We start from the raw sequence: 25,385 nt of genomic DNA on the forward strand, positions 1-25,385 counted from the left end.
GATGTTCGACCTGAAGGAACTCGAACGCGCACATGCGATCGTGGGGCAGGCGGTGCCGGCGACGCCGGCACACGCCTGGCCGCTGCTGAGCCAGCGGCTCGGTACCCGCGTCGTTGTCAAGCATGAGAACCACACGCCGATCGGCGCCTTCAAGGTGCGCGGCGGGCTCGTCTATCTGGAGCGGTTGAAGCGCGAGCGGCCGAACACGCCCGGCATCATCTCGGCAACGCGCGGCAATCACGGGCAGAGCCTGGCGTTTGCCGCAAGCCGCCACGGCGTGCCCGCGGTGATCTACGTGCCGCGCGGCAACTCCGTCGAGAAGAACCGCGCGATGAACGCCTTTGGCGCCGAGCTCGTTGAGCACGGCGAGGACTTTCAGGCCGCCCGCGAGGAGGCCGAGCGCCGTGCGCAGTTCGCCGGCCTGCACATGGTGCCGTCGTTCCACCCGGACCTGGTGCTGGGCGTTGCGACCTATGCGCTGGAATTGTTCCGGGCCGCACCTGACCTCGACATTCTCTACGTGCCGATTGGCCAGGGCTCAGGCATCTGCGGCTGCATCATGGCGCGCGACTTGCTCGGCCTGAAGACCGAGATCGTCGGCGTGCAGTCGACGGAGGCGCCGTCATACGCGCTGTCGTTTGCGGCGGGCACGGTCGTGACGACGGAGACCAGCAACACGCTCGCCGACGGCATGGCGACGCGCATTCCCGACGCGGACGCGCTCGCACTCATCCGCAAGGGCGCTTCGCGCATTGTGCAGGTCACCGACGACGAGGTCGGCGCGGCGATCCGCGCCTATTGGACCGACACGCACAATCTCGCCGAAGGCGCCGGCGCGGCCGCGCTTGCCGCTGCGCTGCAGGAGAAGAGCAAGCTCGGGGGCAGACGAGTGGGTCTCGTGCTCTCGGGCGGCAATATCGATTTCGATCTGTTCCGCCGATGGGTCGGGACGGACGCGCCGACAACCCAAAGGGTGGTCGCATGATGCGAGCCGGAGCAACAACACCGCCGTCATCGCCCGGCTTGACCGGGCGATCCGGTACGCCGCGGCGGGCGTGGGAATCTCAGGCGTCGGTGGTTACTGGATGCCCCGCCTTCGCGGGGCATGACAAGAGAGACATTTGAGGGGACGATAATGAACCAGCCCGCATCCGCCTATTTCCTCGAGGACCGCCACGATCCCAACGAGACGCATACGCTGTCGGTGCTTGTGCAGAACGAGCCGGGCGTGCTCGCCCGTGTCATCGGCCTGTTCTCGGGTCGCGGCTACAACATCGAGAGCCTCACGGTCTCGGAGACCGAAGCCCAAAAACATCTCTCGCGCATCACCATCGTCACCACGGGCACGCCGATGGTGATCGAGCAGATCAAGCACCAGCTCGACCGCATGATCCCGGTCTATCGCGTCGTCGACATGACGCAGACCAAGCGCTCGATCGAGCGCGAACTGGCGATGGTGAAGGTGCGCGGGGAAGGCGAACATCGCGTCGAGGCGCTGCGGCTCGCGGACGCATTCCGCGCGCGCGTGATTGACGCCACCACCGAGAGCTTCGTGTTCGAGATCACCGGCAATACGGACAAGATCAATCAGTTTATCGACCTGATGCGTCCCATCGGCCTGGTCGAGGTGTCGCGCACGGGCGTTGCCGCGATCGGTCGCGGGCCTGAAGGGATGTGAACCATGCTGGCGCGCGACTGGTACTACAACGAACGCAACCGGATGGGCATCGAGCCCGCGGTCGCTTCGATCTACGACAATCACGATGACGCCGATCTGCGCGCGCGCGCCGCGCTGAAAATGCTCGGCGTACAGCGGGGCTGGCGCATCGCCGACATCGGCTGCGGCAACGGCGTGCTCGCGACCGAAGCCGCGCTGATGGGCGCCGAGGTCGACGCCATCGATATCTCGCCGGCGATGCTGGCTCTTGCCGAGATCTATGCCCGTGACCGCAAGGCCAAGGTCGCGACGCAGTCGGCCGGCCTGCTCAGCTTCGCCTATCAGCCGCACTCCTACGACCTCATCGTCAGCGAATTCACGCTGCATCATTTGCCGGATTTCTGGAAGGTGGTGGCGCTGTCGCGCATCTATCGCGCGCTGAAGCCGGGCGCGAGCTTCTATCTGCGCGACATCGTCTTCGTCTCGATGCCGGATGCGGCAGAGCGCGACGTCGAGCAATGGGCCGACTTCCAGATCAAGAACCACGAGTTTTCGCGCGAGAGCGTCGTCACGCATATGCGCGACGAATATTCCACCTTCGGCTGGGTGATGGAGCGGATGCTGACTGACGTCGGCTTCACGCTGGTCTCGGCCGACTACCACGCCCCCATGCACGGCACCTATCTGCTGCGCAAACCCACCCCTTCGACGTAAGCGCCGGCGAGCAAGGCTGAACGACAAGAACACGCAACAGAACAGAGCCCGAAGAAGAACAATGAAGCCGGCCGACATCCTCATCGCCGTCATGGTGGCGATCGTCTGGGGACTTGCCTTCGTGGCGAGCCGGCTGGCGCTCGACGAATTGTCGCCGGAGTTGATGACTGCACTGCGCTTTTCGATCGCCGCGGTGCCCTGCCTGTTCATCCGCAAGCCTGACATCGCCTGGCCGCTCCTGATCGCGATCAGCTTCACGCTTTTCCTCGGCCAGTTCCTGTCTCAGGCCTACGGTATCGCCCATGGCGTGCCGGTGGGGCTCACGAGCGTCGTCGTGCAGAGCCAGGCGCTGTTCACCATCGGCTTTGCCGTGCTCGCCTTCGGCGAACGGCCGACGCCGGTCCAGACATCAGGCGTTGCCATTGCCGCGGTCGGCCTGCTCTTGATCTGCGGCACCGTCGGCTATGATTTCAGCGTCAGTGCCTTCGTCGTGCTGATGATCTCGCCGATTTCCTTCGCGATCGGCAATCTCCTGCTGCGCGGCGCCCGCGGCGTGCCGATGTTCGAGCTCTTCGCCTGGCTGTGCCTGACGTCGGCCGTGCCGCTGTTCGCGCTGGCGCTGATCGCCAATGGTCCCGGGCCGACCTGGCGAGCGCTGACGCACATGTCGCTGACGTCAGCCCTCTGCATGCTGGCGCTTGGCGGTGTCTCGACCAGCATCGCCTATTGGCTGTGGGGCCGGCTGCTGCGCGACTATCCGGCTGCGCAGGTCGTGCCGTTCGCGCTGCTGGTCCCCTTCGTCGGCTCGGCTGCGTCCAGCATCGTGTTCGGCGAACGGTTCGGACCCCTGCGGCTCGCCGGCATGCTGACTGTGATCGGCGGTATCGCGGTGATGCTGCTGGCCAGGCGCCCACAAGTCCTGCCGAAGACAGCGTGAGGTGAAGATGTCGCTCCTCTATGCCTTCATCGTCTTTGCGGTCGTGATGTACTTCACCCCCGGGCCGAACAACATCATGCTGCTGTCGTCGGGCCTGACCTACGGCTTCCGCCGCACCATTCCGCACATCGCCGGGATCACCATCGGCTTTGCTTTCATGGTCGCAACGGTCGGTCTGGGGCTGGGGACGGTCTTCCTGGCCTATCCGATCCTCCAGACCATCCTGAAATATGCCGGCGCCGCCTATTTGATCTATCTGGCTGCCGCGATCGCCCTTTCCGGCCCGGCCAAGCCGGGCGAGGAGAAGGGCAGGGGCCCGATGACCTTCTGGGGCGCGGCCATGTTCCAGTGGATCAATGCCAAGGGCTGGGTGATCGTGATCGGCACCATCACTGCCTATGCGGCCATTGCCCAATTCCCCGTCAATATCGCCATCCAGACCTTGATCAGCCTGATCGTAGGCACGGTCTCGACCGTGGTCTGGGCCCTGTTCGGGAGCGCGCTCCGGCCGGTCCTGACCTCAGAGCGCCTTGTCCGCGCCTTCAATATCCTGATGGCGGTTCTGTTGCTTGCCTCTCTCTACCCCGTTTTCATGGATGCATGATGTCGCGGATTTCCATGCAGAAACGGGTTTCCTTCGGGGCGGAAAATGCTCTAGACAGCCCCCGAAATCCGCAAATTTCACCTTTGGACCCTGACCATTGGCCGATTTTCGGCCCTCAATGAGGAAACGACTATGCGTGTTTATTACGATCGCGACGCCGACATGAACCTGATCAAGGGCAAGAAGGTCGCCATCGTCGGCTATGGCAGCCAGGGCCACGCCCATGCGCTCAACCTGAAGGACTCCGGCGTCAAGGAGGTGGCGATTGCGCTGCGCAAGGGCTCGGCCTCGGCCAAGAAGGCGGAGAACGCCGGCTTCAAGGTGATGGAAGTCGCCGAGGCCGCCAAATGGGCCGACCTCGTCATGATGCTGACCCCCGACGAGCTCCAGGGCGATATCTATCGCGAGCACCTGCACGACAACATGAAGAAGGGCGCTGCGCTCGTCTTCGCCCACGGCCTCAACGTCCACTTCAACCTGCTCGACCCGCGCGCCGACCTCGACGTGCTGATGATCGCCCCGAAGGGCCCCGGCCACACCGTGCGCTCCGAGTATCAGCGCGGCGGCGGCGTGCCCTGCCTGATCGCGATCGCCAAGGACGTCTCGGGCAACGCCCATGACCTCGGCCTTTCCTACGCTTCGGCGGTCGGTGGTGGCCGCGCCGGCATCATCGAGACCACCTTCAAGGAAGAGTGCGAGACCGACCTGTTCGGCGAGCAGGTGGTGCTTTGCGGCGGCCTGGTCGAACTGATCAAGGGCGGCTACGAGACCCTGGTCGAAGCCGGCTACGCCCCTGAGATGGCCTATTTCGAGTGCCTCCACGAGGTGAAGCTGATCGTCGACCTGATCTATGAAGGCGGCATCGCCAACATGAACTACTCGATCTCCAACACCGCCGAATACGGCGAGTATGTCACCGGCCCGCGCATCATCACCGACGAGACCAAGAAGGAGATGAAGCGGGTTCTCAACGACATCCAGTCCGGCAAGTTCTCGCGCGACTGGATGCTCGAGAACAAGGTCAACCAGACCTCGTTCAAGGCGACCCGCGCCAAGCTCGCGGCCCACCCGATCGAGGAAGTCGGCGCGAAGCTCCGCGACATGATGCCCTGGATCAAGAAGGGCGCGCTGGTCGACAAGAGCAAGAACTAAGGCCTCTTTCCCTGGACCCAGCGCGGCGCGCAAGTGATGCGCTGCTGATCCGGGGGCCATGGGTCCCGGCTCTACGGTGCACCGCTTACGCGCTGCACCGCGTCCGGGACGCGAGAGTCAAGCAACTGACGCGCTCTCGACGGCCAAACCAAATCTTAAACCTTCGCAACTACAACCGGCGCGAGATCGCAAGCTGCGATCTCGCGCTTTCCTCTCAGCGCCAAGCGCTGGTGCTTCATTCAAATTCTTCGATGTTGAAGCGCAGTCTGAAGATCAAGAACTGACGCTTAAAGCACATTCTTGATCTCGCGCGATTTCTGAGGCTTTGGCCTCACCCTCCCAATCCTCAAAAGCCCTGCGACTTCAGAGTCTAAGATTCGGCTCTTCATCTGCGCTGTGATCATTCGCGCGAATCCACGAAGACGGCTTCGCGTAGTACATCATCTTAAGAGCTGACGTCTGATCGATATTCTTGCCGGCCATCGCAGATGCGAGCGCTGGCGCCTAGCCCGCCGCAGCCGGCTTCGGGCGCGAGCTCGCGGCCATCGCGATCAGCCGCAGCGCCATCACGGCGAGGAGGGGGACGAGGAAGGCCGCATAGAGCGGCATCGCCGGCACGCGCTTGCCGAACGAGACCATGAACTGAAACCAGAGATAGTAGCCGCCCGTCAGGTGCAGGGCGCGCCAGGCGCGGGGGCCGAGCAGCTCGGCCGTGCGGTCGAACGAGGTCGCCGCCATCGCGATGATGGCGGCGTAGCCGATCCCGCCGAAGAGGTAGGATGCGGCCGAGGTCGCTGCCGCAAAGCCGGCCGGATCCATCCTGGCGAAGGCGAAGATCGCAACCGCATGGAGGCCGTGGGAGAGGGCAAAGCCGAGGCCGAGATAGCGCCGGTTGCGGCGCTGCCAGCGGGTCCAGGCGTTGGGCCAGAGCCGCGCCAGGGCGGCGGCACTGAAGGCCGGGCAGAAGAGGAGGAGCGAGCTGCGCGCCGTGAAGCGGATCACCATCCGAACGCCCTCGACCTCGAACTGCCGCATCGCGGCGATCCAGATACACAGGACGATCAGGTTCAGACTGAGCAGGACGAGCAGGCGCCAGCCCTCGAACCAGCTTTGACGTTGCGACATGACGACGGTCTCCTCCGTTATGTAATCATCGATTACATTTGGCGGACTCGTCTAGGTCAACGGTGTAATCGGCGCTTACATTCACGTTCGGGTGATGCTAGGAGTTTTCGATGCCCGCCCGTGAGCCCCCAAAGCGCCGCTCCCGCGCCGCCGAAGCCCGGCCTTACCACCACGGCGATCTCCGCCGCGTGCTGATCGACGCTGCGCTGCAACTGGCGGCCGAAGGCGGTGAGGTCTCCGTCCGCGAGGCGGCGCGGCGGGCGGCGGTTTCACCGGGAGCGCCGTTCCGGCATTTTCCCAACCGGGACGCACTGATGGCTGCGGTCGCCGAAGAAGCGCAGCGCCGGTTTCGGGTGGAGATCGATGCTGTGCTGACGCAGGCGCCGGCTGGCGATCCGCTCGCCCGCCTGCGCGCCTTCGGCCTTGCCTACCTGCGCTGGGCGATGCGCAACCCCGCCCACTTCGAGATCATCTCGACAGGGCGCTACTTCGCGCATGGCAGCTCGCCCGAGCTCACCCGCGACAATGCCGAGCTGATCGGGCTGACCGAGCGGATGCTGCGTGAGGCCGCGGCGCAGGGCCTTTTGCGACAGGGCGAGCTGAAGCCGATCCAGATCGCCGCCCGCGCCCTGGTTTACGGTTTCGCCCGCATGAACCTCGACGGCCACTTTCCGCGTTGGGGTGTGGAGGAGGGCGAGATCGAGACGATGGCCGAAGCGGTGATCGACGTCTTCATCTCCGGCATCGCGAAGCCCAAACGCGGCAGCTGACCCTGTCCAACCCTCATGGTGAGGAGGCGCGCAGAGCCGTCTAGCGGACGATGCTTCGCATCGCCGCGAGAACCATAGAGGCCCGGCCGCCGGTCCGGGCCTCGCCCTTCGAGACGCCTGCTTCGCAGGCTCCTCTGGGTGAGGGGATAGAGTAGGGCGCGCGGCGCGCACTTCATTCGCCGCCCGCTGACATTAAGCGAAGGTCGGACAGCGCATCGCGTTGCCTGTCCATGGCTGTTCCGTTACAGTTTTGTGACACGGCGCTCCCCGGCGGCGCCGGACGCCCTGGCCGCCAGCAGGCTGGCCAGATGGCTTGGCATCACCGCGCCGGATCGTGTTCAGCGTGTCGTCGATGGCGTCCGCGCCCAACCCAGGTCCTTCCGCCGCCACCGCCGTGCTGGCGAGCGTTGCCGCGATCGGCATCTGGCGCTTGCTCGCCGTCGCGGCGCCGCATCTGGCCGCGCTCGCGCTGATGTACGAGACCGAGACCGATTTCAGTTCGCGCCTCGGCTTCGCGCTCAGTTGGGGCATCCTCAATTTCTTCTGGATCACGCTGCTCCGCCGCCCCGCGCTGTCGGGCGCGCTGTCGCTGACCATGGTCGTGGTGCTGGTGCTGCTGTCGCGGCTGAAGCACGACGTCGTGCAGATGACCGTGAACTTCATCGACTTGATGATGATCGACCGCGACACCGTCGCCTTCCTGTTCACGATCTTCCCGAACCTGCGCTGGTCGGTGATCGGCGCCTGCCTCGTCATCCTGCCGCTGATGTATGCACTGTGGTGTCTCGATCCGTTCCGCGTCCGCCGCCTGCCGGCGCTCACCTGCAAGCTCGCCTGCCTCGCCGCGCTGGTCGGCTATTCCCTCTATCATCCGGACGAAGCCTGGCGCGGCTATTACGACGACGGCTATCTCTCAAAATTCTTCCGCTCCGGTGTCACCGCGGTCTCCGACTTCGCGCAATACGGCTTCATGGAGTCGGCCGCGTCCACCGGCGAGCATCTCAACATGCCGCTGGTCGATGCCTGCCACCCCGCGGGGCGGCGGCCGAACATCATCATGATCCATGATGAATCCAGTTTCGACATCCGCGCCGCGAGAGGCATCAAGGTGCCGCCTGACTATGGCAGCCATTTCAAATCTTGGGACGGCAAGCAGCGCACCTTCCTCGCCGAGAGCAATGGCGGACCGAGCTGGTTCACCGAATACAACGTGCTCGCCGGCCTGTCGTCGCGCTCCTTCGGCCGTTTTGCCTATTTCGTGACGCGCATCGCCTCGGGGCGCGTTGAGCGCGGCCTGCCGCTCAGCTTGCGCCGCTGTGGCTACGACACGATGTCGCTCTATCCGGCTTACGGCGCCTTCATGAGCGCGCGCAGCTTCCAGATGACGACCGGCATAGAGCGCTTCTACGACGCGAAGGATCTCGGCGCCAAGGACGTCGAGCCCGACTCCTTCTTCTACGACAAGGCGCTTGAGTTGATGGGCCAGCAGCCGCCGAACAAGCCGCTGTTCAGCTTCATCTATCTCGGCGCCAATCATTTCCCCTGGGAGACACGCTTCCGTCCCGACCTGATGCCGAACTGGCGCGCGCCGGGCAACACATCGTCGATCGACGAATATCTGCGCCGGCAGGCGATGAGCGCCGAGCAGTACCAGGCCTTCCTGGCCGGCCTGAAGAAGAAATTTCCGAACGAGCCGTTCCTGATCGTGCGCTATGGCGATCATCAGCCGGAATTCGCGCCGCAGATCCTCGAACCGGGCCTCGACGAAGGCAGTCTCGGCAAGAAGCTCGACGACTATGATCCGCGTCTCTACGCCACCTATTATGCGATCGACGCCATCAATTTCGAGCCGGTGAACAGCGACGCCGTGATGGACACGATCGACGGCGCCTATTTGCCGCTGGTGATCCAGGAGGCCGCCGGTATCCCGCTTGACCCGTCCTTCGCCGCGCAGAAGGACGTCATGCTACGCTGCAAGGGCATCTTCTATGGCTGCAAGGACGGCCAGGAGGCGCGTCGCCTAAACCGCCTGCTGATCAACGCCGGCATGATCCACGGGCTGTAGCGTTGCTCGCCCGAGCGACGCTCTCTCGCCGTCACCCTGAGGTGTGAGCCCCGCGAGCACCTCAGGGTGACAGGTCTGGCAGATGCGCGTGAGGCCACCGCGCCTACCGCTTCCCCACCTTCTCCCACAGCCACTTCGCCACCACATCGGGCGACGAGTTCGCATCGTTGCCGCTGGCGCGCAGATTTGCTTCGCGCATGTCGGCGATGTCGATCCGTTCGAGCAGCGGTTTCAGGGCGGCCTTGAGCCGGTCATCGCCGGCGCGCTTGGGAGCGAGTAGCAGAATGGCGTCGTAGGGCGGGATCGCGTTCTTGGGATCGTCGAGCGTCACGAGGTCGTATTTCGCGATCAGGCCGTCGCTGGTGTAGCCCGCGATGACGTCGACCTCGCCGCTTGCGACCGCCGCATACATGAAATCAGGCTGCATCTGGCGCTGGGCGCGGAACGCGAGCCCGTAGGCATCGCGCAACGCCGCCCATTCCGGGCGCGAGAAGAACTCGTAGTCGGCGGCGATCGAGAGGCCTGCCGTATGCGCGGCGAGATCGGCGACGGAGTGAATGCCGAGCGCCTCGGCGCGCTTGCGCGGCATCACCAGCGCATAGGCGTTCTCGAAGCCGAGCTCGCCGAGCAGAGTGATGTTCTGTTTGGCGAGTGCCGTCTTCAGCTCGTCGATCAGCTCCGTGCGCGGCTTGATATCCGTGCGGTGCAACTGATTGGCCCAGAGCGTGCCGGAATAGTCGACATAGAGATCGATGTCGCCGGCCTTCAGCGCCTCGAAGGCGACGTTCGAGCCGAGGCCCGAGCGTGTCGTCGCGGGCAGGCCAGCCGCCGCCAGGCGGTCCCGGATCAGGGCCGACAGCACGTATTGCTCGGCGAATGTCTTGGCGCCGACGACGTAAGCGGGCGACGAGCGTCCAAGCGATGGCACCAGCGTCGCGGCGACCAGCGCGGCAATCCCGACGCCGCCGAGCGTCGTGCGCAGCCGGTTGCGGTTGCGCAAGCCGGTTTCGATCAGGCCAAGCAATTGATCCACCGCGAGCGCCAGCACGGCGGAGGCAAAGCAGCCGAACAGCACGAACACCCAGTTCTGGGTTTGCAGGCCGGCGAAGATGTAATTGCCGAGGCTGGTCTGCCCGATCGGCGTCGACAAAGTCGCCGTGCCGATCACCCAGACGGCGGCGGTGCGAATGCCCGCCATCATCACCGGCAGCGCCAGCGGCAGCTCGACCATGACAAGCGATTGCCGCGGCGTCATGCCGACGCCTTGGGCCGCTTCGAGCAAAGCGGGATCGATGCCGTTCAAGCCGGTGATGCCGTTGCGCAGCACCGGCAGCATGGAATAGAGCGCCAGCGCCAGCATCGCCGGCAGGAAGCCGAAGGCCGAGAAGGCGACGCCGAACCAGGCGAGTGTCACGGAGGCCGCGAGCAGCAGGAGCGGATAGAACAGCGCGAGCAGGGCTAGCCCCGGCACGGTCTGCACGATGCTCGCGAGCGCGAGCAGGATATTGCGCGCCACCGGGCGATTGCGGCAGAGGATCGCGAGCGGCAGGCTCACGATGAGCCCGAGCGCGAGCGCGGCAAGGCTCACCCGCACATGGTTGCCGAGATAGTCCGGCAGATGCGACAGCGCCTCGCCCCAGCGTGGATCGGAGATCAGGCTCATGCCGCACCACCCTGCGGCAGCCGCTCGTTCAGTCGCGCGACCTGGCGCCGCGGCGTGCGGAGCAGCTCCAGCACATAGGCATCGTCGCTTCGGCCGAGCTCCGCCGGTGTGCCCTGTGCGAGCAGCTTTCCGGCGCGCATCACCGCGATGCGGTCGGCAAGCAAGATTGCTTCCGTCATGTCATGGGTGATCATGACCGTGGTCAGGCGGAGCTTGTGATGCAGCGCGCGATAATCTTCGCCGAGCGCGTCGCGGGTCAGGGGATCGAGCGCGCCGAACGGCTCGTCCATCAGCACGATGCGTGGACGCGCGGCCAGTGCCCGCGCCACCCCGACGCGCTGGCGCTGTCCGCCGGACAGGTCTTGCGGCAATCGATCGCGATGCTGGGTACGGTCGAGCCGTACCAGGTCGAGCAGCTCATCCACGCGTGCGGCAATCTCCTTCTCCGGGATGCCCAGCAGCTTCGGCGTGATGCCGATATTGTCCGTGACGCTCAGATGCGGAAACAGCCCGCCGCTCTGGAAGACGTAGCCGATGCGCCGTCGCAGCGCGACAGGGTCGACGTGGCTGATATCCTCGCCCTCAACCGTGATCGTGCCACGGTCGGCCTCGATCAGCCGGTTGGTCAGCCGCAGCAGGGTGGTCTTGCCCGAGCCGGAGCCGCCGACGATGGCCAGAAACTCGCCCTCGGCGACGTCGAGCGAAATGCCGTTCACGGCCACGACCGGGCCGAAGTTTTTCGCGACCTGCGCGTAGCCGATCACGGGTTTGGAGGCCATCGGTACCGACCCAGCCCTGCACTCCCGCAAGGGGAGTTTGATGGAGGCGACCCCGCATGCGTACCACGCTTGGCCGCTCGATTGAACTTGCCGGCGCAAGCGGCTAAGGCATCCAGCCAAGAGCTGGGAGAAAATCGGCAGATGACAATGCCCACGGCGGTGGCGCTCGAGGATACGAAAGTCGCATTCCGGCTGGGGGACGGGCGCGTCTATACCGCGGTCGAACAGGCGCAGCTCGCTGTCGGCCAAGGTGAGTTCGTTGCCATCGTCGGCCCGACCGGCTGCGGCAAATCCACCCTGCTCAACGTCGCCGCGGGGTTGCTGAAGCCCGCCGCTGGCAGCGTCAAGGTGTTCGACCGGCCGCTCGCCGGCCTCAACAAGGATGCCGGCTATTTGTTCCAGGCCGATGCGCTGTTCCCCTGGAAGACGGCCATCGACAACGTCGCGATCGGCCTCGAGATCAGGGGCACGCCGCGCCCCGAGGCGCTTGCGCGCGCACAGAAATGGCTGACCTCGGTCGGGCTTGGCGCGTTCGCGGGCCGCTACCCGCATATGCTCTCCGGCGGCCAGCGCAAGCGTGTGGCGCTGGCGCAGGTGCTGATCCGCGATCCAAAAATCCTGCTGATGGACGAGCCGTTCGGCCCGCTCGATGCCCAGACGCGGCAGGTCATGGGCAATCTCCTGCTCGAGCTCTGGAGCGCCGACCGCAAGGCGGTGCTGTTCGTCACCCATGATCTGGAAGAGGCGATCGCGCTCGCCGACCGCGTCGTGATCATGTCGGCGGGCCCTTCCTCGCGCATCATCGGCGACTGGCGCGTCGAGCTGGCACGCCCGCGCGACATCTTCGAGGTGCGGCTGGACAAGGAGTTCCATGCGCTCCATCGCGAGATCTGGAGCGTGCTCAAGGATGAGGTGATGAAGGGCTACGCACAATCCACCCAGGCGGAGGCGGTCTGATGTCGCGCCTCACGCTGCTTTCGCTGCAATTGCTGGTCGCCGTGGTCGCGATTGTGCTGTGGCAGGTGCTCTCTACGGTTCCGGTGTTCGGAAAGATCCTGTTGCCGCCGTTCTTCTTCTCCAACCCGGTCGACGTGTTCAGCCAGATCGTCAAATGGTTCGCGAGCGGCGTGATCTGGAAGCATCTCTGGATCACGCTCTGGGAATCGATCCTCGCCTTCGTGATCGGCTCGCTCGGCGGCGTGCTGGTCGGCTTCTGGTTCGCGCGGCAGCCGGTGGTCGCCGCCGTGTTCGATCCCTATGTCAAGATGGTCAATGCGCTGCCGCGCGTGGTGCTCGCGCCGATCTTCGCGCTGTGGCTGGGCCTCGGCATCTGGTCCAAGGTCGCGCTCGGTGTGACGCTTGTGTTCTTCATCGTGTTCTTCAACGTCTATCAGGGCGTCAAGGAGGTCAGCCGCACCGTGCTTGACAATGGCCGCATGCTCGGCATGAGCGAGCAGCAATTGATGCGGCACGTCTACTGGCCCTCGGCGCTGTCGTGGATGTTCTCTTCGCTGCACACCTCCGTCGGCTTTGCCGTGGTCGGCGCAGTCGTCGGCGAATATCTCGGCTCGGCCGCAGGCCTCGGCTATTTGATCCAGCAGGCTGAAGGCGTGTTCGACGTCGCCGGCGTGTTTGCAGGGATGTTCGTGCTGTCAGCCTTCGTCCTCCTGATCGACATGGGCGTGACGATGGTGGAGCGCCGGCTTCTCGTGTGGCGGCCGACGGCCGCGGACGGGCGAGGCTAGTGATGGTGCGACCGTTGCCGGACCCGCGCAGGGATGCGGGCCCGGACACCTGTGTGAGCCACTCGAGCTCAGTCCAGAAGCTTGGTGTCGTCGGGGGCCTGTGGCGGCGTCTTGATCGCGATCGCCTTGACCTGTCCGCTGATCGGCTTGGTGCCGCCATGCGGCGTCCCCTTGGGAATGATCACGAGGTCACCCGGCTTTACCGTCACCTCCTTGTCGCCGAGCCAGATCGTCCCGGTCCCGTCCAGGATGTACTGGATCTCGTTGGTGTTGGGATGCAAATGCTTGGGCACGTTGCCGACCTGGATCGAGACGGTGGCGCCGTCTGCGGCCATGAACATCTTGGAGCGGTAGCCGACCTCGTTCGCAGGCCCGAGCGCATCGCCTTGCATCTCGCCGGTGTGGATGAGTTGCGCGGTGATGTTCTCGGCAGCCCAAGCCGGCTGGAACAGGTAGGTCACGCCGCACCCTGCGGCGAAGGCGGCGGCGAGCGAGACGGCGATTGCGATGCGGTTCATGGAAGATCCTCCGGATCCAGGGTTGTTGTTATGCCGTCATGCTATTGCGTCGAAAGTCCGATGACCAGTGTCCTGGCCAGCGCTTCTCAAGCCAGTCCTGCTGCTCTAATGTGCCGCCAGCCGAACGGAGGAAACTAATGAAGAACACGATTGCCAGGCTCGCGGGCGCGCTGCTCGCGCTCACGCTCACCACCGGCTTCGCCGCAGCGCAGAGCAAGGTCACCATCGCGGTCGGCGGCGGCTCCTGCCTGTGCTATCTGCCGACGGTGCTGGCAAAACAGCTCGGTGAGTACGAGAAGGCCGGCGTCAATGTCGACCTAGTGGACCTCAAGGGCGGCTCCGATGCGCTCAAGGCCGTGCTCGGCGGCAGCGCCGATGTCGTCTCCGGCTATTTCGACCATTGCGTCAACCTCGCCGCCAAGAAGCAGGAGTTGCAGGCCTTCGTGGTCTATGACCGCTATCCCGGCCTCGTGCTGGTGGTCGCGCCCTCGCATACCAACGAGATCAAGTCGGTGAAGGATCTCGCCGGCAAGAAGGTCGGCGTCAGCGCGCCCGGCTCCTCGACCGACTTCTTCCTGAAATATCTCCTGAAGAAGAACGGCCTCGATCCCGCCGGCACCGCGGTGATCGGCGTCGGCCTAGGTGCGACCGCGGTCGCGGCGATGGAGCAGGGCCAGATCGATGCGGCCGTGATGCTCGATCCCTCCGTCACCGTGCTCCAGGGCAGCCACAAGGACCTGCGCATTCTCAGCGACACCCGCACGCAGAAGGACACGCTCGAGACCTTCGGCGGCGAATATCCGGGCGGCGCGCTGTATTCGACGGCGGCCTGGGTCGCCGGCCACGAGAAGGAGACGCAGGCGCTGACCAATGCGATGCTGAATACGCTTGCCTGGATCCATTCGCACTCGCCGGAAGACATCATGGCGAAGATGCCGGAGGAAATGGTCGGCAAGAACAAGGAGCTCTATCTCGCCGCGCTGAAGAACACGATCCCGATGTTCTCGGAGACCGGCAAGATGGACCCGAAGGGTGCGGACGCCGTGCTTGCGGTGTTCAGCGTCGGATCGCCCGAGGTTGCGAATGCCAAGATCGACGTCAGCAAGACCTTCACCAACAAGTTCGTCGAGCAGGCCAAGAAGACCACGGGGATGAACTCAAAATAATAATGCCAGGCAAATGACGTGAAACTTTGATATGCAGGCGTCATGACGTCTCCGAGCATTCATCGCGTCAAGACGCTTGATCTATCGGTAGGATCGGAGGCGTGGCCGTTCGAGCAAGAGCGGCGCGCCGAGATCGTGGCGCATTTCGCCGAGAAGCAGCGCGAACGGCCAAAGCTATGGAACGGCCGGGTGCTGATCGGCCGCGATCCCGTTCTCTCCGAAGATCGTTTCGCAGCGAGCTACTTCGAGACCGACTTCGCCAGCTTTCTCGCTTGGCGCGACTGGGGTTTCCCCGACAAGGCTGTGTTCAACGGCTTTGGCATGGGCGCGCTGCGCGCCTCGGACGGAGCCTTCGTGCTGGGCGTAATGGGCGAGCATACGGCGAATGCGGGACGCATCTATTTTCCGTCGGGCACGCCGGACCTCGATGACGTCAAGGACGGCGCGCTCGACATTCCCGGCAGCGTAGAGCGCGAGATCGAGGAGGAGACCGGTCTCACAGCCGCCGACTATCAGGCGGAAGCGCATTGGCATTGCGTGGTGTCGGGACCTGCGATCGCGCTTATCCGGGTGCTAGACATGAAGCTGCCTGGTGAAGCGGTTCGCGCCCGGATCGAGGCCAACCTTGCAGCGCAAGAGCATCCGGAGCTTGCCGGCATTCACCTGGTCCGCGGGGTCAGTGATCTGACGCCGACCATGCCGCGGTTCGTCACGGCCTTCATCGAGCAGCAGTTCGCCGCGCGCTGACGCGTTAAGCCCGCGACGCTATTCGGCTTGACATCGCATCTCCCAGCCCATGTGATGGGCAAAAAAGTAAAAGAAAGAAGACTGCAACGCACAATCGTCCAGGGAGGTTTTGATGCGCATGCGCATGGCTGCCCGCTTGGTACGTCACTTGGTACATCACCTAGTACATCGCCTTGTACCTGGGCTGATGGTCGCGATCGCGGCGTCGGGTCTGGTGGCATCTGCCCAGGCTCAGGAGAAGAAGATCAAGATCGGCGTGATTTTTGACCTGACCGGCCCGCTCGCCGGCGGCGGCTCCGAGCTCGAATATATTGGCGCCAAGATCATCCTCGACCAGTTCGCAAAGACCGGCGTCGAGGGCTACAAGGTCGAGGCCGTCTACGCCGACGCCCAGAGCAAGCCCGACGTCGCCATCAACGAATCCGTCCGCCTGCTCGAGCAGGAGAAGGTCGACATGGTGCTCGGCTTCTTCTCCTCGGCGCAATGCGTGCCGGTCGCGGCCCGCGTCGAACAGTTGAAGAAGTTCATGTGGATGACGACCTGCATCTCGTCCGCCGTATTCTCCGACAAGAACTACAAATACGTGTTTCGCCCGCAGGCGAGCGGCGACCAGTTCGGCATGATGACGATGGACTTCATCGCGCAGAACGCGAAGGAGAAGCTCGGCAAGGAGCCGAAGGACCTGCGCGTCGCCATCATCCACGAGGACGGCACCTACGGCGTCGACGTCGCCAAGGGCAACGAGGCCGGCGCCAGGAAGGCCGGCTTCAACGTCGTGCTGAAGGAGGGATATTCGGCGACCGCGCCCGACCTTTCCGCGCTGGTCACGAAGCTCAAGCGCGCCAAGCCCGACGTGATTTTCCACACCGGTTATAATCCCGATATCACGCTCCTGCTTCGCCAGGCGCGCGAGCAGGGCCTGAAGTTCGGCGCGCTGATGGGTCATGGTGCGGGCTACGGCGTCTATGAGAAGCTGAAGGAGGGCATGGGCGCTGACGCCAACTACATCTTCAACACCGATCCGATCTCGATCTGGCTCGCCAACCAGAAGACCATGGATCCGAAGCTCGCGCCCGTGATCAAGATGGTCGGCGAGGAGTTCGACAAGTTCAAGCCGGGTGTCGCCATCCGTTCCGCCCATGTCGGGATCGGCGCTTCCAACACCTACGTCTTCATGGCGGACGTTCTGCCGCGCGCGATCAGGAAGTATGGCGGCATCGATCCGGACGCGCTGCGCCAGGCAGCGCTCGATACCGACATCCCCGAAGGCGGCACCATGCTCGGCTTCGGCGTCAAGTTCTATGGCGAGGGAACGCCGATGGCGGGCCAGAACGAGCGCTCGTTTCCTGTCGTGATCCAATATCTCGACGACAAATCCTATGTGGTGTGGCCGAAGAGCCAGATGCAGCGCGAGGCCGTGCTGCCGCTGCCGAAGGGCACCACCTACAGCAACCAGTAGCGCGGCGGAGGGATGCGGTGCTGGAAGTTCGCGGGCTGGTGAAACGTTTTGGCGGCTTCACGGCCGTCAACAACGTATCCTTCAGGGTCGATCAGGGGGAGATCCTCGGCCTGATCGGCCCCAATGGCTCGGGTAAGAGCACCATCTTCAACATGCTCTCGGGCACGCTCAACCCGACCGCCGGCTCGATCGTGTTCGCAGGTAGCGAGATCGCGGGGCTCGCCCCGCATAGGATCATCAATCGCGGCATCGGCCGCACCTTCCAGATCCCGCGGCCGTTTCGCCGCCTGACGATATTCGAGAACGTCGCGCTCGCCGGCTACTACGGGCAAGGCCGCCACAGCCGCGCCAAGGCAGAGGAGGCCGCCGAGCGCGCGCTCGCCATGGTCGGCCTGCCGACCGATCGGCATGCCGGTGTCGACGGCTTGGGTGCCGCAGGGCTCAAGAAGCTCGAGCTGGCAAAGGCGCTCGCCACGGGACCAAAGCTGCTGCTTGCCGATGAAAGCCTCGGTGGCCTTGATGAAGCCGAGATGGACCAGGCCGCCGACATGCTGCGAAAGATCCGCGACGATCTCGGCATCACCATCATCTGGGTCGAGCACATCATGGGCGTCCTGATGCGCGTGGTCGATCGCGTGATGGTGCTCGATCACGGCGAGAAAATCTCGGAGGGGCTGCCGAGCGCAGTCGCCAGCGACGTGCGGGTCATCGAGGTCTATCTCGGCACCGACGCCGAGACCACACAAGCCGCGGCTGCCGAAGCGCGGCGCCGCGCCGGAGGTTAGCAACCATGCTGGAGCTTCGATCCGTCGACGCCGGCTATGGCAGCTTCCAGGCGCTGTTCGACGTCCATCTCGAGGTCAAGCCCGGCGAGGCGGTCGGCGTGATCGGCCCGAACGGTGCTGGCAAGACCACCTTGATGCGGGTGATCTCGGGCCTGATCCGTCCCGTGCGCGGATCGATCCGGATGGAGGGCGTCGACGTCGTGACGACGCCAGCGCACCGCATCGTCGGTCTCGGCATCGCGCATGTACCAGAGAACCGGCGGCTGTTCCCGCAACTGTCGGTCGATGACAATCTCAAGATGGGCGCCTTCATGAAGGAGGCACGCCACAAATATGCCGAGCGTCTGGAGATCGTCTTCGACCTGTTCCCGCGCCTGAAGGAGCGCCGCCACCAGATGGCCGGTACCATGTCGGGTGGCGAGCAGCAGATGTGTGCGATCGGCCGCGCGCTGATGTCCGATCCAAAGCTCCTGCTGCTCGATGAGCCCTCCGCAGGGCTCGCCCCGGTGGTCGTGCAGCAGGTGTTCGAGCTCGTGAAGCGGATTCGTGCGAGTGGGCTGACGGTTCTGATCGTCGAGCAGAACGTGCAGCAGGTGCTGCGCGTGGTCGATCGCGCCTATCTGATCGAGGCCGGGTCGATCCGCGCGTCCGGCAGCTCGGCCGAGATGCTGGCGAGCGATACGGTCAAGGAAGCTTATCTCGGGGTGTGAGGGCGGGCAGGCGCATGCAGGCGTTTCTAGACATCTTCGACATCTACCTGCTGGAGGCTGTCATCAACGGCATCCTGCTCGGCGGCGTGCTGGCGCTGCTCGCGCTCGGCCTGAACCTGATCTTCGGCGTCATCGACGTCACCTGGATCTGCTACGCCGAGCTCGTGATGATCGGCATGTACGCCATGTACTTCATGGTCCAGTATTACGGCATCAGCTATTTCATCGCCGCGCCCTTCACCATCCTGCTGGTCGCGTTGCTCGGTGCGGCGTTGCATTATCTCGTCATCGCTCCGCTCCTGACCGCGCCGCCGATCAACCAGTTGCTCGCAACCGGCGGCGTGCTGTTCGTGCTCCAGAGCTTCGCCACCGTCGCTTTCGGCATCGACTTCCGCAATCTCGGCATCCGATTGCCGGTGCTCGCGCTCGGCGACATGAATTTCAGCTATGCCCGGCTGTTGTCCTTCATTGCGGCGCTGGTCGGCATGGTCGCCGTCTATCTCTTCATGACGCGTACCTTCACCGGTACGGCGATCCGCGCCATCTCGCAGGACCGCCAGATCATGGCGCTGATGGGCGTCGATACGAAGAGGATGTATATCATCACCTCGGCACTTGGCGGCGCGCTCGCTGGCCTTGCCGCCTGCCTCCTGGTGTTGCAATACGACGTGCATCCCTTTGTCGGCCTGTCGTTTGGGCCGATCACCTTCCTGATCTGCGTGCTCGGCGGCCTCGGCAATTTCATCGGCGGCTTCATCGCCGCCTTCGTCTTTGCCGAGATCATCTCGCTCGGCGGCCTGTTCTCCGATCTCGAATGGGGCTACGTGCTGGCGTTCGCCTTTTTCATCGTCATGATGTTCATCCGGCCCGCCGGCCTGCTCTCGAGGCGGCGATGACGAGACAGGCGCAGCTTGTTGCATGGGCAGTCGGGCTTGCAGCGCTCGTTGCGCTGCCATTTGTCTATCGGGATCCCTATCACCTGCACATATTGGTGCTGATCCTGATCTGGTCGTTCGCCTACACATCCTGGTCGATGATGGGGCGGTTCGGCCTGGTCTCGCTCGGCCATGGCGGCTTCATGGGGATCGGCGCCTATGTCACGGCGCTGTTGTGGAACCATCTGGGCTTGTCGCCCTGGATCGGCATTCCCATCAGCATGATCGCGGCCGGTGCGCTGGCGCTTGTGGTCGGCTATCCCTGTTTCCGCTTCCGGATCACCGGGCACTACTTCGTTCTGGTCACCCTGGCGCTGTCAGGCATCGTGCTCCAGGTCATTACCGCCACGCGCGACTGGACCGGCGGCTCGCTCGGCTATACGCCCAACCGGGCGGCGGGCAATAAGCTTTGGGCGCTCCAGTTCGATGACAAGACGACCTGGTATCTGGTCGCGCTTGCGGTCTGGTTCGCCGGGCTCGTGGTCTGGCACTGGGTCGATCGCAGCATGAGTCGCTTCGCGCTGGAGGCGATCTCGGAGGACGAGGACGCTGCGGCCGCCGCCGGCGTCGACGTCACCGCGGAGAAGCTGAAGATCACGCTGATCAGCGCGCTGATGACGGCGCTAGCCGGCGCGATCTACTGCCAGTACCAGATGTTCATCACGCCCGACACGGTGAGCGGCATCGCCGTGTCGCTCCAGATGGTCTTTGCGGCCATCGTCGGCGGCCTGTTCGTTTCACTGGGCCCGACCGTCGGCGCCATCATCACCATCCTGCTCGCCGAATCCCTGCGCATCGGATTTGGAACCAAGGCCGTCGGATGGGACAACCTCGTCTACGGCGTCCTGCTCGTCCTCTTCATCATATTCCTCCCCAGGGGCATTCTTGGTAGCCTGCTCGAACGATTGAAGCCGCAACGCAAACCGTCTCCGAGCTCATGAACAAGAAACCCTCCAAAACGCTCGCCGCAGAGCTCGCCAGGTTCATCACGCCGTACCGTTTCGACGGTTCGGGGAAATTTCACCTGAAGGATCACAAGACGAACGAAAGGGGCGGTCTCGACAAGGACGAGGCGCAAAAGATCCTCGAGGTCAACAAGAAGCATCTCGCCGATTTCCAGGAGAAGCTCTACGCGCAGGACCGCTGGTCGGTCCTGATCATCATCCAGGGTATGGATGCGGCCGGCAAGGACAGTGCGATCAAGGCGCTGTTCGAAGGCATCAACCCGCAGGGCTGCGAGGTCCATGCGTTCAAGGCGCCGACCAGCCACGAGCTCGATCATGATTTTCTCTGGCGCCATGTCGTTGCGCTGCCGGCGCGCGGTCTTATCGGGATATTCAACCGCTCCCATTACGAGGAATGCCTGGTGACGCGCGTGCATCCGGAAATCCTCGCCAAGGAGAAGCTGCCGCCCGGGCTCGTCACCAAGAACATCTGGCGCGAACGGTTCGAGGACATTTCCGCCTTCGAGCGCTACCTCGTCCGCAACGGCACCGTCGTGCTGAAATTCTTCCTCAACCTGTCCAGGGAGGAGCAGCGCCAACGCTTTCTCGACCGGTTGGAGGACCGCTCCAAGCAGTGGAAGTTCTCGATGGATGACATCAAGGAGCGTGCGCTGTGGCCGCGCTACCAGGCGGTGTATCAGGACATCGTCCGGCACACCGCGATGACCCATGCACCCTGGTATGTCGTGCCCGCCGATCACAAATGGTTCGCGCGTGTCGTCATCGGGTCCGTCATCGTCGCCGCACTCGAGCGGCTCGACCTGCAATTTCCGCGCGCCGACAGGGCTTCGCTGCGCGAGTTCAAGGCGGTGCAGCAGGCCCTGGAGGGTGAAGCGAAGGGAGGGAGGAAGCGCGCAAGGTGAGGGGCAACGGCAGCAAGAACGTGAAGAACGTCAACTTCGCGCTACAGGGTGGCGGAGCGCACGGCGCGTTCGTGTGGGGCGTGCTCGACCTCGTGCTGGAGGACGGGAGGCTTGCGATCGAGGCGATTAGTGCGACCAGCGCCGGTGCGATGAATGCGGTGGCGATGGCTTCGGGCATGGCGCTCGGCGGTGCCGAAGCGGCGCGCGAGAACCTGCACCGGTTCTGGTACGAGGTTTCGCGCATGGACATGGTGTACGACCTGTTCTCGCCGCTCAACCAGTGGATCCAGGCCCTGAAGCTGCCGCCGGAGTATCATCCGGTGCACTCCTTCATCCACACCCTGACCCACACGGTGCCGCCGAACGTTCTCAATCCCTTCCACTTCAACCCGCTGCGTGCGCTGTTGCAGCGGGTCGTCGATTTCGACCGGCTGAATTCCTCGCCGGATGCGCCCCAGCTCTTCCTCAATGCCACCAATATCCGCACCGGCAAGATCAAGGTGTTCCAGACGCCACTCTTGAGTGCGGACGCCGTGCTCGCCTCGGCCTGCCTGCCGCCCTATTTCCAGGCCGTCGAGATCGACGGCGAGCATTATTGGGACGGCGGCTATCTCGGCAACCCTGCGATCTTTCCGCTGATCTATCGCAAGGGCAGCCACGACGTCATCATCGTGCAGGTGACTGCGATCCGGCGTGACGAGTTGCCGGCGAGCGCGGCCGACGTGCTCCACCGTATCAACGAGATCAGCTTCAACTCATCGTTGATGCGCGAGATGCGCGCGATCGCCTTCGCGACGAAACTGATCGACAATGGCGAGCTCGACAAGGAGACCCACAGTCGCATGTACATGCACTGGATCGGCAACGATCAGTTGATGTCGCAGCTCGGCACTGCGACGCAATTCCACCCGGAATGGAGCCTGTTGTGCCGGTTGCGCGATGAGGGCCGCGAGGCGGCGCGAAGCTGGCTCGACAAGCACTTTGGGCAGATCGGCAATGCCTCGACGGTCGATCTGACCGAGATGTTTCTCTGAGGTCGGGTTGTCCTGTTCGAGCTGCCTCTTGCGATCCCGACGCCTTGCGGGGCGGCAGAAAGAGATGCACCCAGGTTGGCAATCATCGCGAGACTTAGGCTCGCTTGATTGAGAGCACTTCAAAGGTCTTGGTGATTGTTGCGACCGCGTTGTCATATTTGGCGAGCGCCACACAGCAAACGAGCGCGTCAACTATCGCCAGCTGAGCGATGCGGCTCGTCATAGCTTCCGTCCGGAAGCTGGTTTCCTTGGCCATCGTGTGTAGCATGATGTCGCAGTAGCGCTGAATGGGCGACTTGCCGAAGTTCGAAATGCAGATCGTCGTCGCGCCGGCCTCCTTCGCAAGCCGTGTCGCCGCAATCGTCTCATGCGTGCTGCCGGAATGCGAAATCGTAAGGACCGCGACGTGCGGCCCGGTCAGCGAGGCGCTGATCGCCTGAACGTGTGAATCCAGGACGACCTTCGATTCGATTCCGATCCGGAGCAGGCGATAGTTCGCATCCTCAGCCACGGGCGCGGCGCTGCCGATTCCGTAGACCTCGACGCGATCGGCCTGGAGGATGGCCTTCACGGCAGCAGCCATCTTTGCGGAATCGACGACCTTGCGCGTGTCCTGCAGGGCCTGCAGGTTGGACTGGAAGATCTTCTCGACGACAGTCGCGACGTCGTCGTTCCGCTTCAGATCCTCGTGGATGAACTGAACCGGTTGCACAAGATCGCGCGCGAGCGCGATCTTGAGCTGCTGGAACCCGCGCGCACCGAGTTGCTGGCAGAACGCGACGACGCTGCCTTCGCTCGCTCCGGCGCGTTCGGCAACCTCCGTCACGGACATGTGCACGACTTCCGCAGGATGGGCGCTGATGAAGTCCGCGATCCGGCTCGCCGTTGGCGGCAGGTCGGCCTTGGTCGCTGCGATCCGTTCGAGCATGCCGCTCGGAGAAAGAGCCGGCGAATGCTCGGGCTTGGCGGCTGGGTCCGCCTGTTTCATGCGTGGTTTTTGCACGCCGCGCTTCTTCGTCGTTGAGGGCATTGTCAATCACCTGATAGGACGAGACGCGGCATCGTCTCGACATTAAGATAGCGGATTCCGAGCCGGCCGGCGCCTGCTCCATCGGTGTGCGGGTTGTCACCGATCATCACGGCCTCGGATGGACTGACGCCGAGTCGCGTCAATGCTCGTTCGAACAGCGCAGGCTCGGGTTTGCCGATGATGCGATATGAGACGGCGCCGGCACAAGACAGGACCGCCGCAAGCAGTGCGCCGGTTTCCGGTACGACCGATCCGGCCCTGCCGGGATGCGTGGTATCCGGGTTCGTCACGATCAGTTGGGCGCCGTCCCGTACCAGGTTTGCCGCGAATGACAACTTGTCATAGTTGAAGGCGCGATCGCGCGCGATCACGACGATGTCCGGCTCGAGCATTGTCATGTTCAGACCCAGGCCGCGGCCATATTCGCGGAGGGCAGGGCTGCCGAGCAGCATCACGCGCGAAGCGCGCCGCTCTTGCGCGATGATGTCGAGCGTGCAGGCACCGGCGAGCACGATCCGGCCGGGGTCAATCGGAAGGCCGATCTGGAGCAGCAGCCGGGCAAGCTCGGCGGGCGTGTGCTCCGCGTCGTTGGAAACCAGGGCGAATTGTCCGCCGAAGGCGTCCAGCATGCGCCGCGCACCTGGCAAAGGTTTGTTGTCGCTGATCAGTGTCCCGTCGAGATCGACGAGATAGCCCCGTGCTCTCCATCCCTGCTTCACCTTCCGCCTCTCCGCCCTTGAATTGAATGTTACTCAGTCTATAAGCAAACTAGGACTGAGACAAATTCATCAAACTATTATCCGACGGTGCCAATGATCGGCAACATGGAGGCGGGGCATGGCCCGGATTTCGGTCGAGAACATCGGCAAGGCGTTCCGTCAGACGGAGTCTTGAAGGATGTGTCGCTCGACATCGCCGACGGTGAGTGCCTGACGTTGGTCGGCTCGAATCCTGTGAGACGGACCTTGAGCGACAACGGGTGGCTTCGGATGAAGTCCTGATCGCGTGGATCGCGCAAGGCGACCGGCGCGCCATGCAGGTGCTGTACGGACGGCACCATGTCAGGGTATTCAGTTTCGGGCTTCAGCTCGTCCACGACGAACAGGTTGCGGAAGATCTCATCAGCGAGGTCTTTCTCGACGTCTGGCGTCGGGCTGGCAAGTTTGAAGGCCGATCTGCTGTCTCAACCTGGCTGCTGGCGATTACGCGCTTCAAGGCCCTCTCGGCGCTGCGGCGCAGGAAGGACCTTACGTTGGAAGACGAGGCTGCTCACGCGATCGAGGACACGTCCGACGATCCGGAAGTGGCCGCGACGAAGAAGGATACCAGCGAAGCGTTGCGCAAGTGCCTGGGCGGGCTTTCGCCGGAGCACCGGGAGATTGTCGATCTCGTCTACTACCACGAGAAAGCCCTGGAAGAGGTGGCCGAAACCGTCGGGATTCCGGAGAACACCGTGAAAACGCGCTTGTTCTACGCGCGGAAAAAACTGGCCGAGTTGCTGAAGGCTGCCGGCGTTGAACAAGGTTGGCGATGAGGGGATCGAGCAAGAAGGTGCTGGAAGAAGACGGAAGACGCCAATGAAGTCGAGCTACTGCTTCCAGGGTACGCCGGGGCCTGCTGAACGTGCGCGCTGGGTCGAGGAGGGGCTGACTCGTGATCCCGCTCGCCGGCGAATATGCCGTTATCCGCGAGGAACATGCCGAGACCATCGCTTGGGTCGGCGCTTGCGATTCGGTGATCAGACGATGAGCAAGGGCGATCTCACCAACCTGATCAACAGAGTTTCAAGCGAGAAGATCGTCAATCTCGCCGTGAGCATAGCCTCTGGTTTTCCACTTTAGTCTCGCCGTCAATGAGCCGAACGACTTTAAGAGGCTTGTCGCGGCAAAGGTTTGCGACCGCTGATCAGCGTCCCGTCCAGAT

General features: G+C 63.8%; 25 protein-coding genes and 1 pseudogene. 20 read left to right on the plus strand and 6 right to left on the minus strand.

The window, feature by feature from the left end; all coding sequences use genetic code 11:
- Position 1: 1 nt before the first annotated feature.
- The 6 genes from Q2941_RS16825 (at position 2) to ilvC (ending at position 5,064) form a co-directional block, all read left to right on the plus strand.
- Entirely contained in the window at positions 2-985 is a 984-nt protein-coding gene (locus Q2941_RS16825; RefSeq protein WP_458193191.1) for a threonine dehydratase, read from the plus strand.
- 150 nt (positions 986-1,135) lie between these two features.
- Positions 1,136-1,678 carry an acetolactate synthase small subunit gene (gene ilvN, locus Q2941_RS16830; RefSeq protein ID WP_027524437.1) on the plus strand — a complete coding sequence of 181 codons (543 nt, stop codon included), beginning with the start codon at positions 1,136-1,138 and terminating at the stop codon, positions 1,676-1,678.
- Positions 1,679-1,681: 3 nt separating this feature from the next.
- The gene (locus Q2941_RS16835) at positions 1,682-2,371 is read left to right on the plus strand and encodes a class I SAM-dependent methyltransferase (RefSeq protein WP_458193162.1); all 690 of its coding nucleotides are present in this window, start codon (positions 1,682-1,684) and stop codon (positions 2,369-2,371) included.
- Between the two features lie 61 nt (positions 2,372-2,432).
- A complete protein-coding gene (locus tag Q2941_RS16840; protein ID WP_458193163.1) occupies positions 2,433-3,308 on the plus strand; it encodes an EamA family transporter in 876 nt (291 codons plus the stop codon).
- A gap of 7 nt (positions 3,309-3,315) precedes the next feature.
- On the plus strand, positions 3,316-3,912 hold the full coding sequence (locus Q2941_RS16845) for a LysE family translocator (protein WP_371933041.1): 597 nt from the start codon (positions 3,316-3,318) through the stop codon (positions 3,910-3,912).
- A 132-nt stretch (positions 3,913-4,044) separates the two neighbouring features.
- On the plus strand, positions 4,045-5,064 hold the full coding sequence (ilvC, locus tag Q2941_RS16850; protein WP_458193164.1) for a ketol-acid reductoisomerase: 1,020 nt from the start codon (positions 4,045-4,047) through the stop codon (positions 5,062-5,064).
- Positions 5,065-5,568: 504 nt separating this feature from the next.
- Here ilvC and Q2941_RS16855 read toward each other — a convergent pair.
- The gene (locus tag Q2941_RS16855) at positions 5,569-6,189 is read right to left on the minus strand and encodes a hypothetical protein (RefSeq protein WP_458193165.1); all 621 of its coding nucleotides are present in this window, start codon (positions 6,187-6,189) and stop codon (positions 5,569-5,571) included.
- Between the two features lie 110 nt (positions 6,190-6,299).
- Between Q2941_RS16855 and Q2941_RS16860 the strand changes: the two genes are divergently transcribed.
- Positions 6,300-6,959 carry a TetR/AcrR family transcriptional regulator gene (locus Q2941_RS16860; protein WP_254111264.1) on the plus strand — a complete coding sequence of 220 codons (660 nt, stop codon included), beginning with the start codon at positions 6,300-6,302 and terminating at the stop codon, positions 6,957-6,959.
- 352 nt (positions 6,960-7,311) lie between these two features.
- The gene (locus tag Q2941_RS16865; protein WP_027524443.1) at positions 7,312-9,024 is read left to right on the plus strand and encodes a sulfatase-like hydrolase/transferase; all 1,713 of its coding nucleotides are present in this window, start codon (positions 7,312-7,314) and stop codon (positions 9,022-9,024) included.
- A gap of 103 nt (positions 9,025-9,127) precedes the next feature.
- Here Q2941_RS16865 and Q2941_RS16870 read toward each other — a convergent pair whose 3' ends face one another.
- The gene (locus Q2941_RS16870; protein ID WP_458193166.1) at positions 9,128-10,687 is read right to left on the minus strand and encodes an ABC transporter permease/substrate-binding protein; all 1,560 of its coding nucleotides are present in this window, start codon (positions 10,685-10,687) and stop codon (positions 9,128-9,130) included.
- Positions 10,684-11,466, minus strand: coding sequence for an ATP-binding cassette domain-containing protein (locus Q2941_RS16875; RefSeq protein ID WP_458193167.1), 783 nt, complete (start codon positions 11,464-11,466; stop codon positions 10,684-10,686). Before Q2941_RS16875 ends, Q2941_RS16870 begins: the two co-directional genes overlap by 4 nt.
- 141 nt (positions 11,467-11,607) lie before the next feature.
- On the opposite strand from Q2941_RS16875, the gene Q2941_RS16880 reads away from it, so the two are divergent.
- Together Q2941_RS16880 and Q2941_RS16885 are read left to right on the plus strand one after the other, a co-directional pair.
- Positions 11,608-12,423 carry an ABC transporter ATP-binding protein gene (locus Q2941_RS16880; RefSeq protein WP_458193168.1) on the plus strand — a complete coding sequence of 272 codons (816 nt, stop codon included), beginning with the start codon at positions 11,608-11,610 and terminating at the stop codon, positions 12,421-12,423.
- Complete coding sequence (locus Q2941_RS16885; protein ID WP_254111267.1) at positions 12,423-13,211, plus strand: ABC transporter permease; 789 nt, start codon at positions 12,423-12,425, stop codon at positions 13,209-13,211. Before Q2941_RS16880 ends, Q2941_RS16885 begins: the two co-directional genes overlap by 1 nt.
- 68 nt (positions 13,212-13,279) lie before the next feature.
- On the opposite strand, the gene Q2941_RS16890 is transcribed toward Q2941_RS16885, so the two are convergent.
- Positions 13,280-13,729: a cupin domain-containing protein gene (locus Q2941_RS16890; RefSeq protein WP_027524448.1), complete on the minus strand. Its 450-nt coding sequence runs from the start codon at positions 13,727-13,729 to the stop codon at positions 13,280-13,282.
- A gap of 137 nt (positions 13,730-13,866) precedes the next feature.
- Here Q2941_RS16890 and Q2941_RS16895 point away from each other — a divergent pair, with 137 nt between their 5' ends.
- From Q2941_RS16895 to Q2941_RS16935, 9 genes and pseudogenes are all read left to right on the plus strand, one after another.
- On the plus strand, positions 13,867-14,895 hold the full coding sequence (locus Q2941_RS16895; RefSeq protein ID WP_027524449.1) for an ABC transporter substrate-binding protein: 1,029 nt from the start codon (positions 13,867-13,869) through the stop codon (positions 14,893-14,895).
- Positions 14,896-14,937: 42 nt separating this feature from the next.
- Positions 14,938-15,642, plus strand: coding sequence for a hypothetical protein (locus Q2941_RS16900; RefSeq protein WP_027524450.1), 705 nt, complete (start codon positions 14,938-14,940; stop codon positions 15,640-15,642).
- 112 nt (positions 15,643-15,754) lie between these two features.
- Positions 15,755-17,101, plus strand: coding sequence for an ABC transporter substrate-binding protein (locus Q2941_RS16905; RefSeq protein ID WP_027524451.1), 1,347 nt, complete (start codon positions 15,755-15,757; stop codon positions 17,099-17,101).
- A 17-nt stretch (positions 17,102-17,118) separates the two neighbouring features.
- The gene (locus Q2941_RS16910) at positions 17,119-17,886 is read left to right on the plus strand and encodes an ABC transporter ATP-binding protein (protein WP_027524452.1); all 768 of its coding nucleotides are present in this window, start codon (positions 17,119-17,121) and stop codon (positions 17,884-17,886) included.
- A 5-nt stretch (positions 17,887-17,891) separates the two neighbouring features.
- Positions 17,892-18,596 carry an ABC transporter ATP-binding protein gene (locus tag Q2941_RS16915; protein ID WP_254111269.1) on the plus strand — a complete coding sequence of 235 codons (705 nt, stop codon included), beginning with the start codon at positions 17,892-17,894 and terminating at the stop codon, positions 18,594-18,596.
- A gap of 14 nt (positions 18,597-18,610) precedes the next feature.
- Positions 18,611-19,492, plus strand: a complete 882-nt coding sequence (locus Q2941_RS16920) for a branched-chain amino acid ABC transporter permease (protein ID WP_254103815.1) — start codon at positions 18,611-18,613, stop codon at positions 19,490-19,492.
- Positions 19,489-20,497: pseudogene (locus Q2941_RS16925) on the plus strand (branched-chain amino acid ABC transporter permease); the annotation flags it as partial. The gene Q2941_RS16920 and the pseudogene Q2941_RS16925, both read left to right, overlap by 4 nt.
- Positions 20,469-21,398, plus strand: coding sequence for a polyphosphate kinase 2 family protein (locus tag Q2941_RS16930; protein ID WP_458193169.1), 930 nt, complete (start codon positions 20,469-20,471; stop codon positions 21,396-21,398). The pseudogene Q2941_RS16925 and the gene Q2941_RS16930, both read left to right, overlap by 29 nt.
- Positions 21,395-22,432 (plus strand): patatin-like phospholipase family protein, encoded by a 1,038-nt coding sequence (locus Q2941_RS16935; protein WP_458193170.1) that lies wholly within the window; start codon positions 21,395-21,397, stop codon positions 22,430-22,432. Before Q2941_RS16930 ends, Q2941_RS16935 begins: the two co-directional genes overlap by 4 nt.
- A gap of 94 nt (positions 22,433-22,526) precedes the next feature.
- Here Q2941_RS16935 and Q2941_RS16940 read toward each other — a convergent pair whose 3' ends face one another.
- Both Q2941_RS16940 and Q2941_RS16945 read right to left on the minus strand, forming a co-directional pair.
- Positions 22,527-23,462 (minus strand): MurR/RpiR family transcriptional regulator, encoded by a 936-nt coding sequence (locus Q2941_RS16940; protein ID WP_458193171.1) that lies wholly within the window; start codon positions 23,460-23,462, stop codon positions 22,527-22,529.
- Positions 23,463-23,464: 2 nt separating this feature from the next.
- Positions 23,465-24,181: an HAD-IIA family hydrolase gene (locus Q2941_RS16945; protein ID WP_458193172.1), complete on the minus strand. Its 717-nt coding sequence runs from the start codon at positions 24,179-24,181 to the stop codon at positions 23,465-23,467.
- 260 nt (positions 24,182-24,441) lie between these two features.
- On the opposite strand from Q2941_RS16945, the gene Q2941_RS16950 reads away from it, so the two are divergent.
- Positions 24,442-24,996: a sigma-70 family RNA polymerase sigma factor gene (locus Q2941_RS16950; RefSeq protein ID WP_458193173.1), complete on the plus strand. Its 555-nt coding sequence runs from the start codon at positions 24,442-24,444 to the stop codon at positions 24,994-24,996.
- Positions 24,997-25,385 lie beyond the last annotated feature (389 nt).

It is taken from the genome of Bradyrhizobium sp. UFLA05-153, from assembly GCF_054185185.1.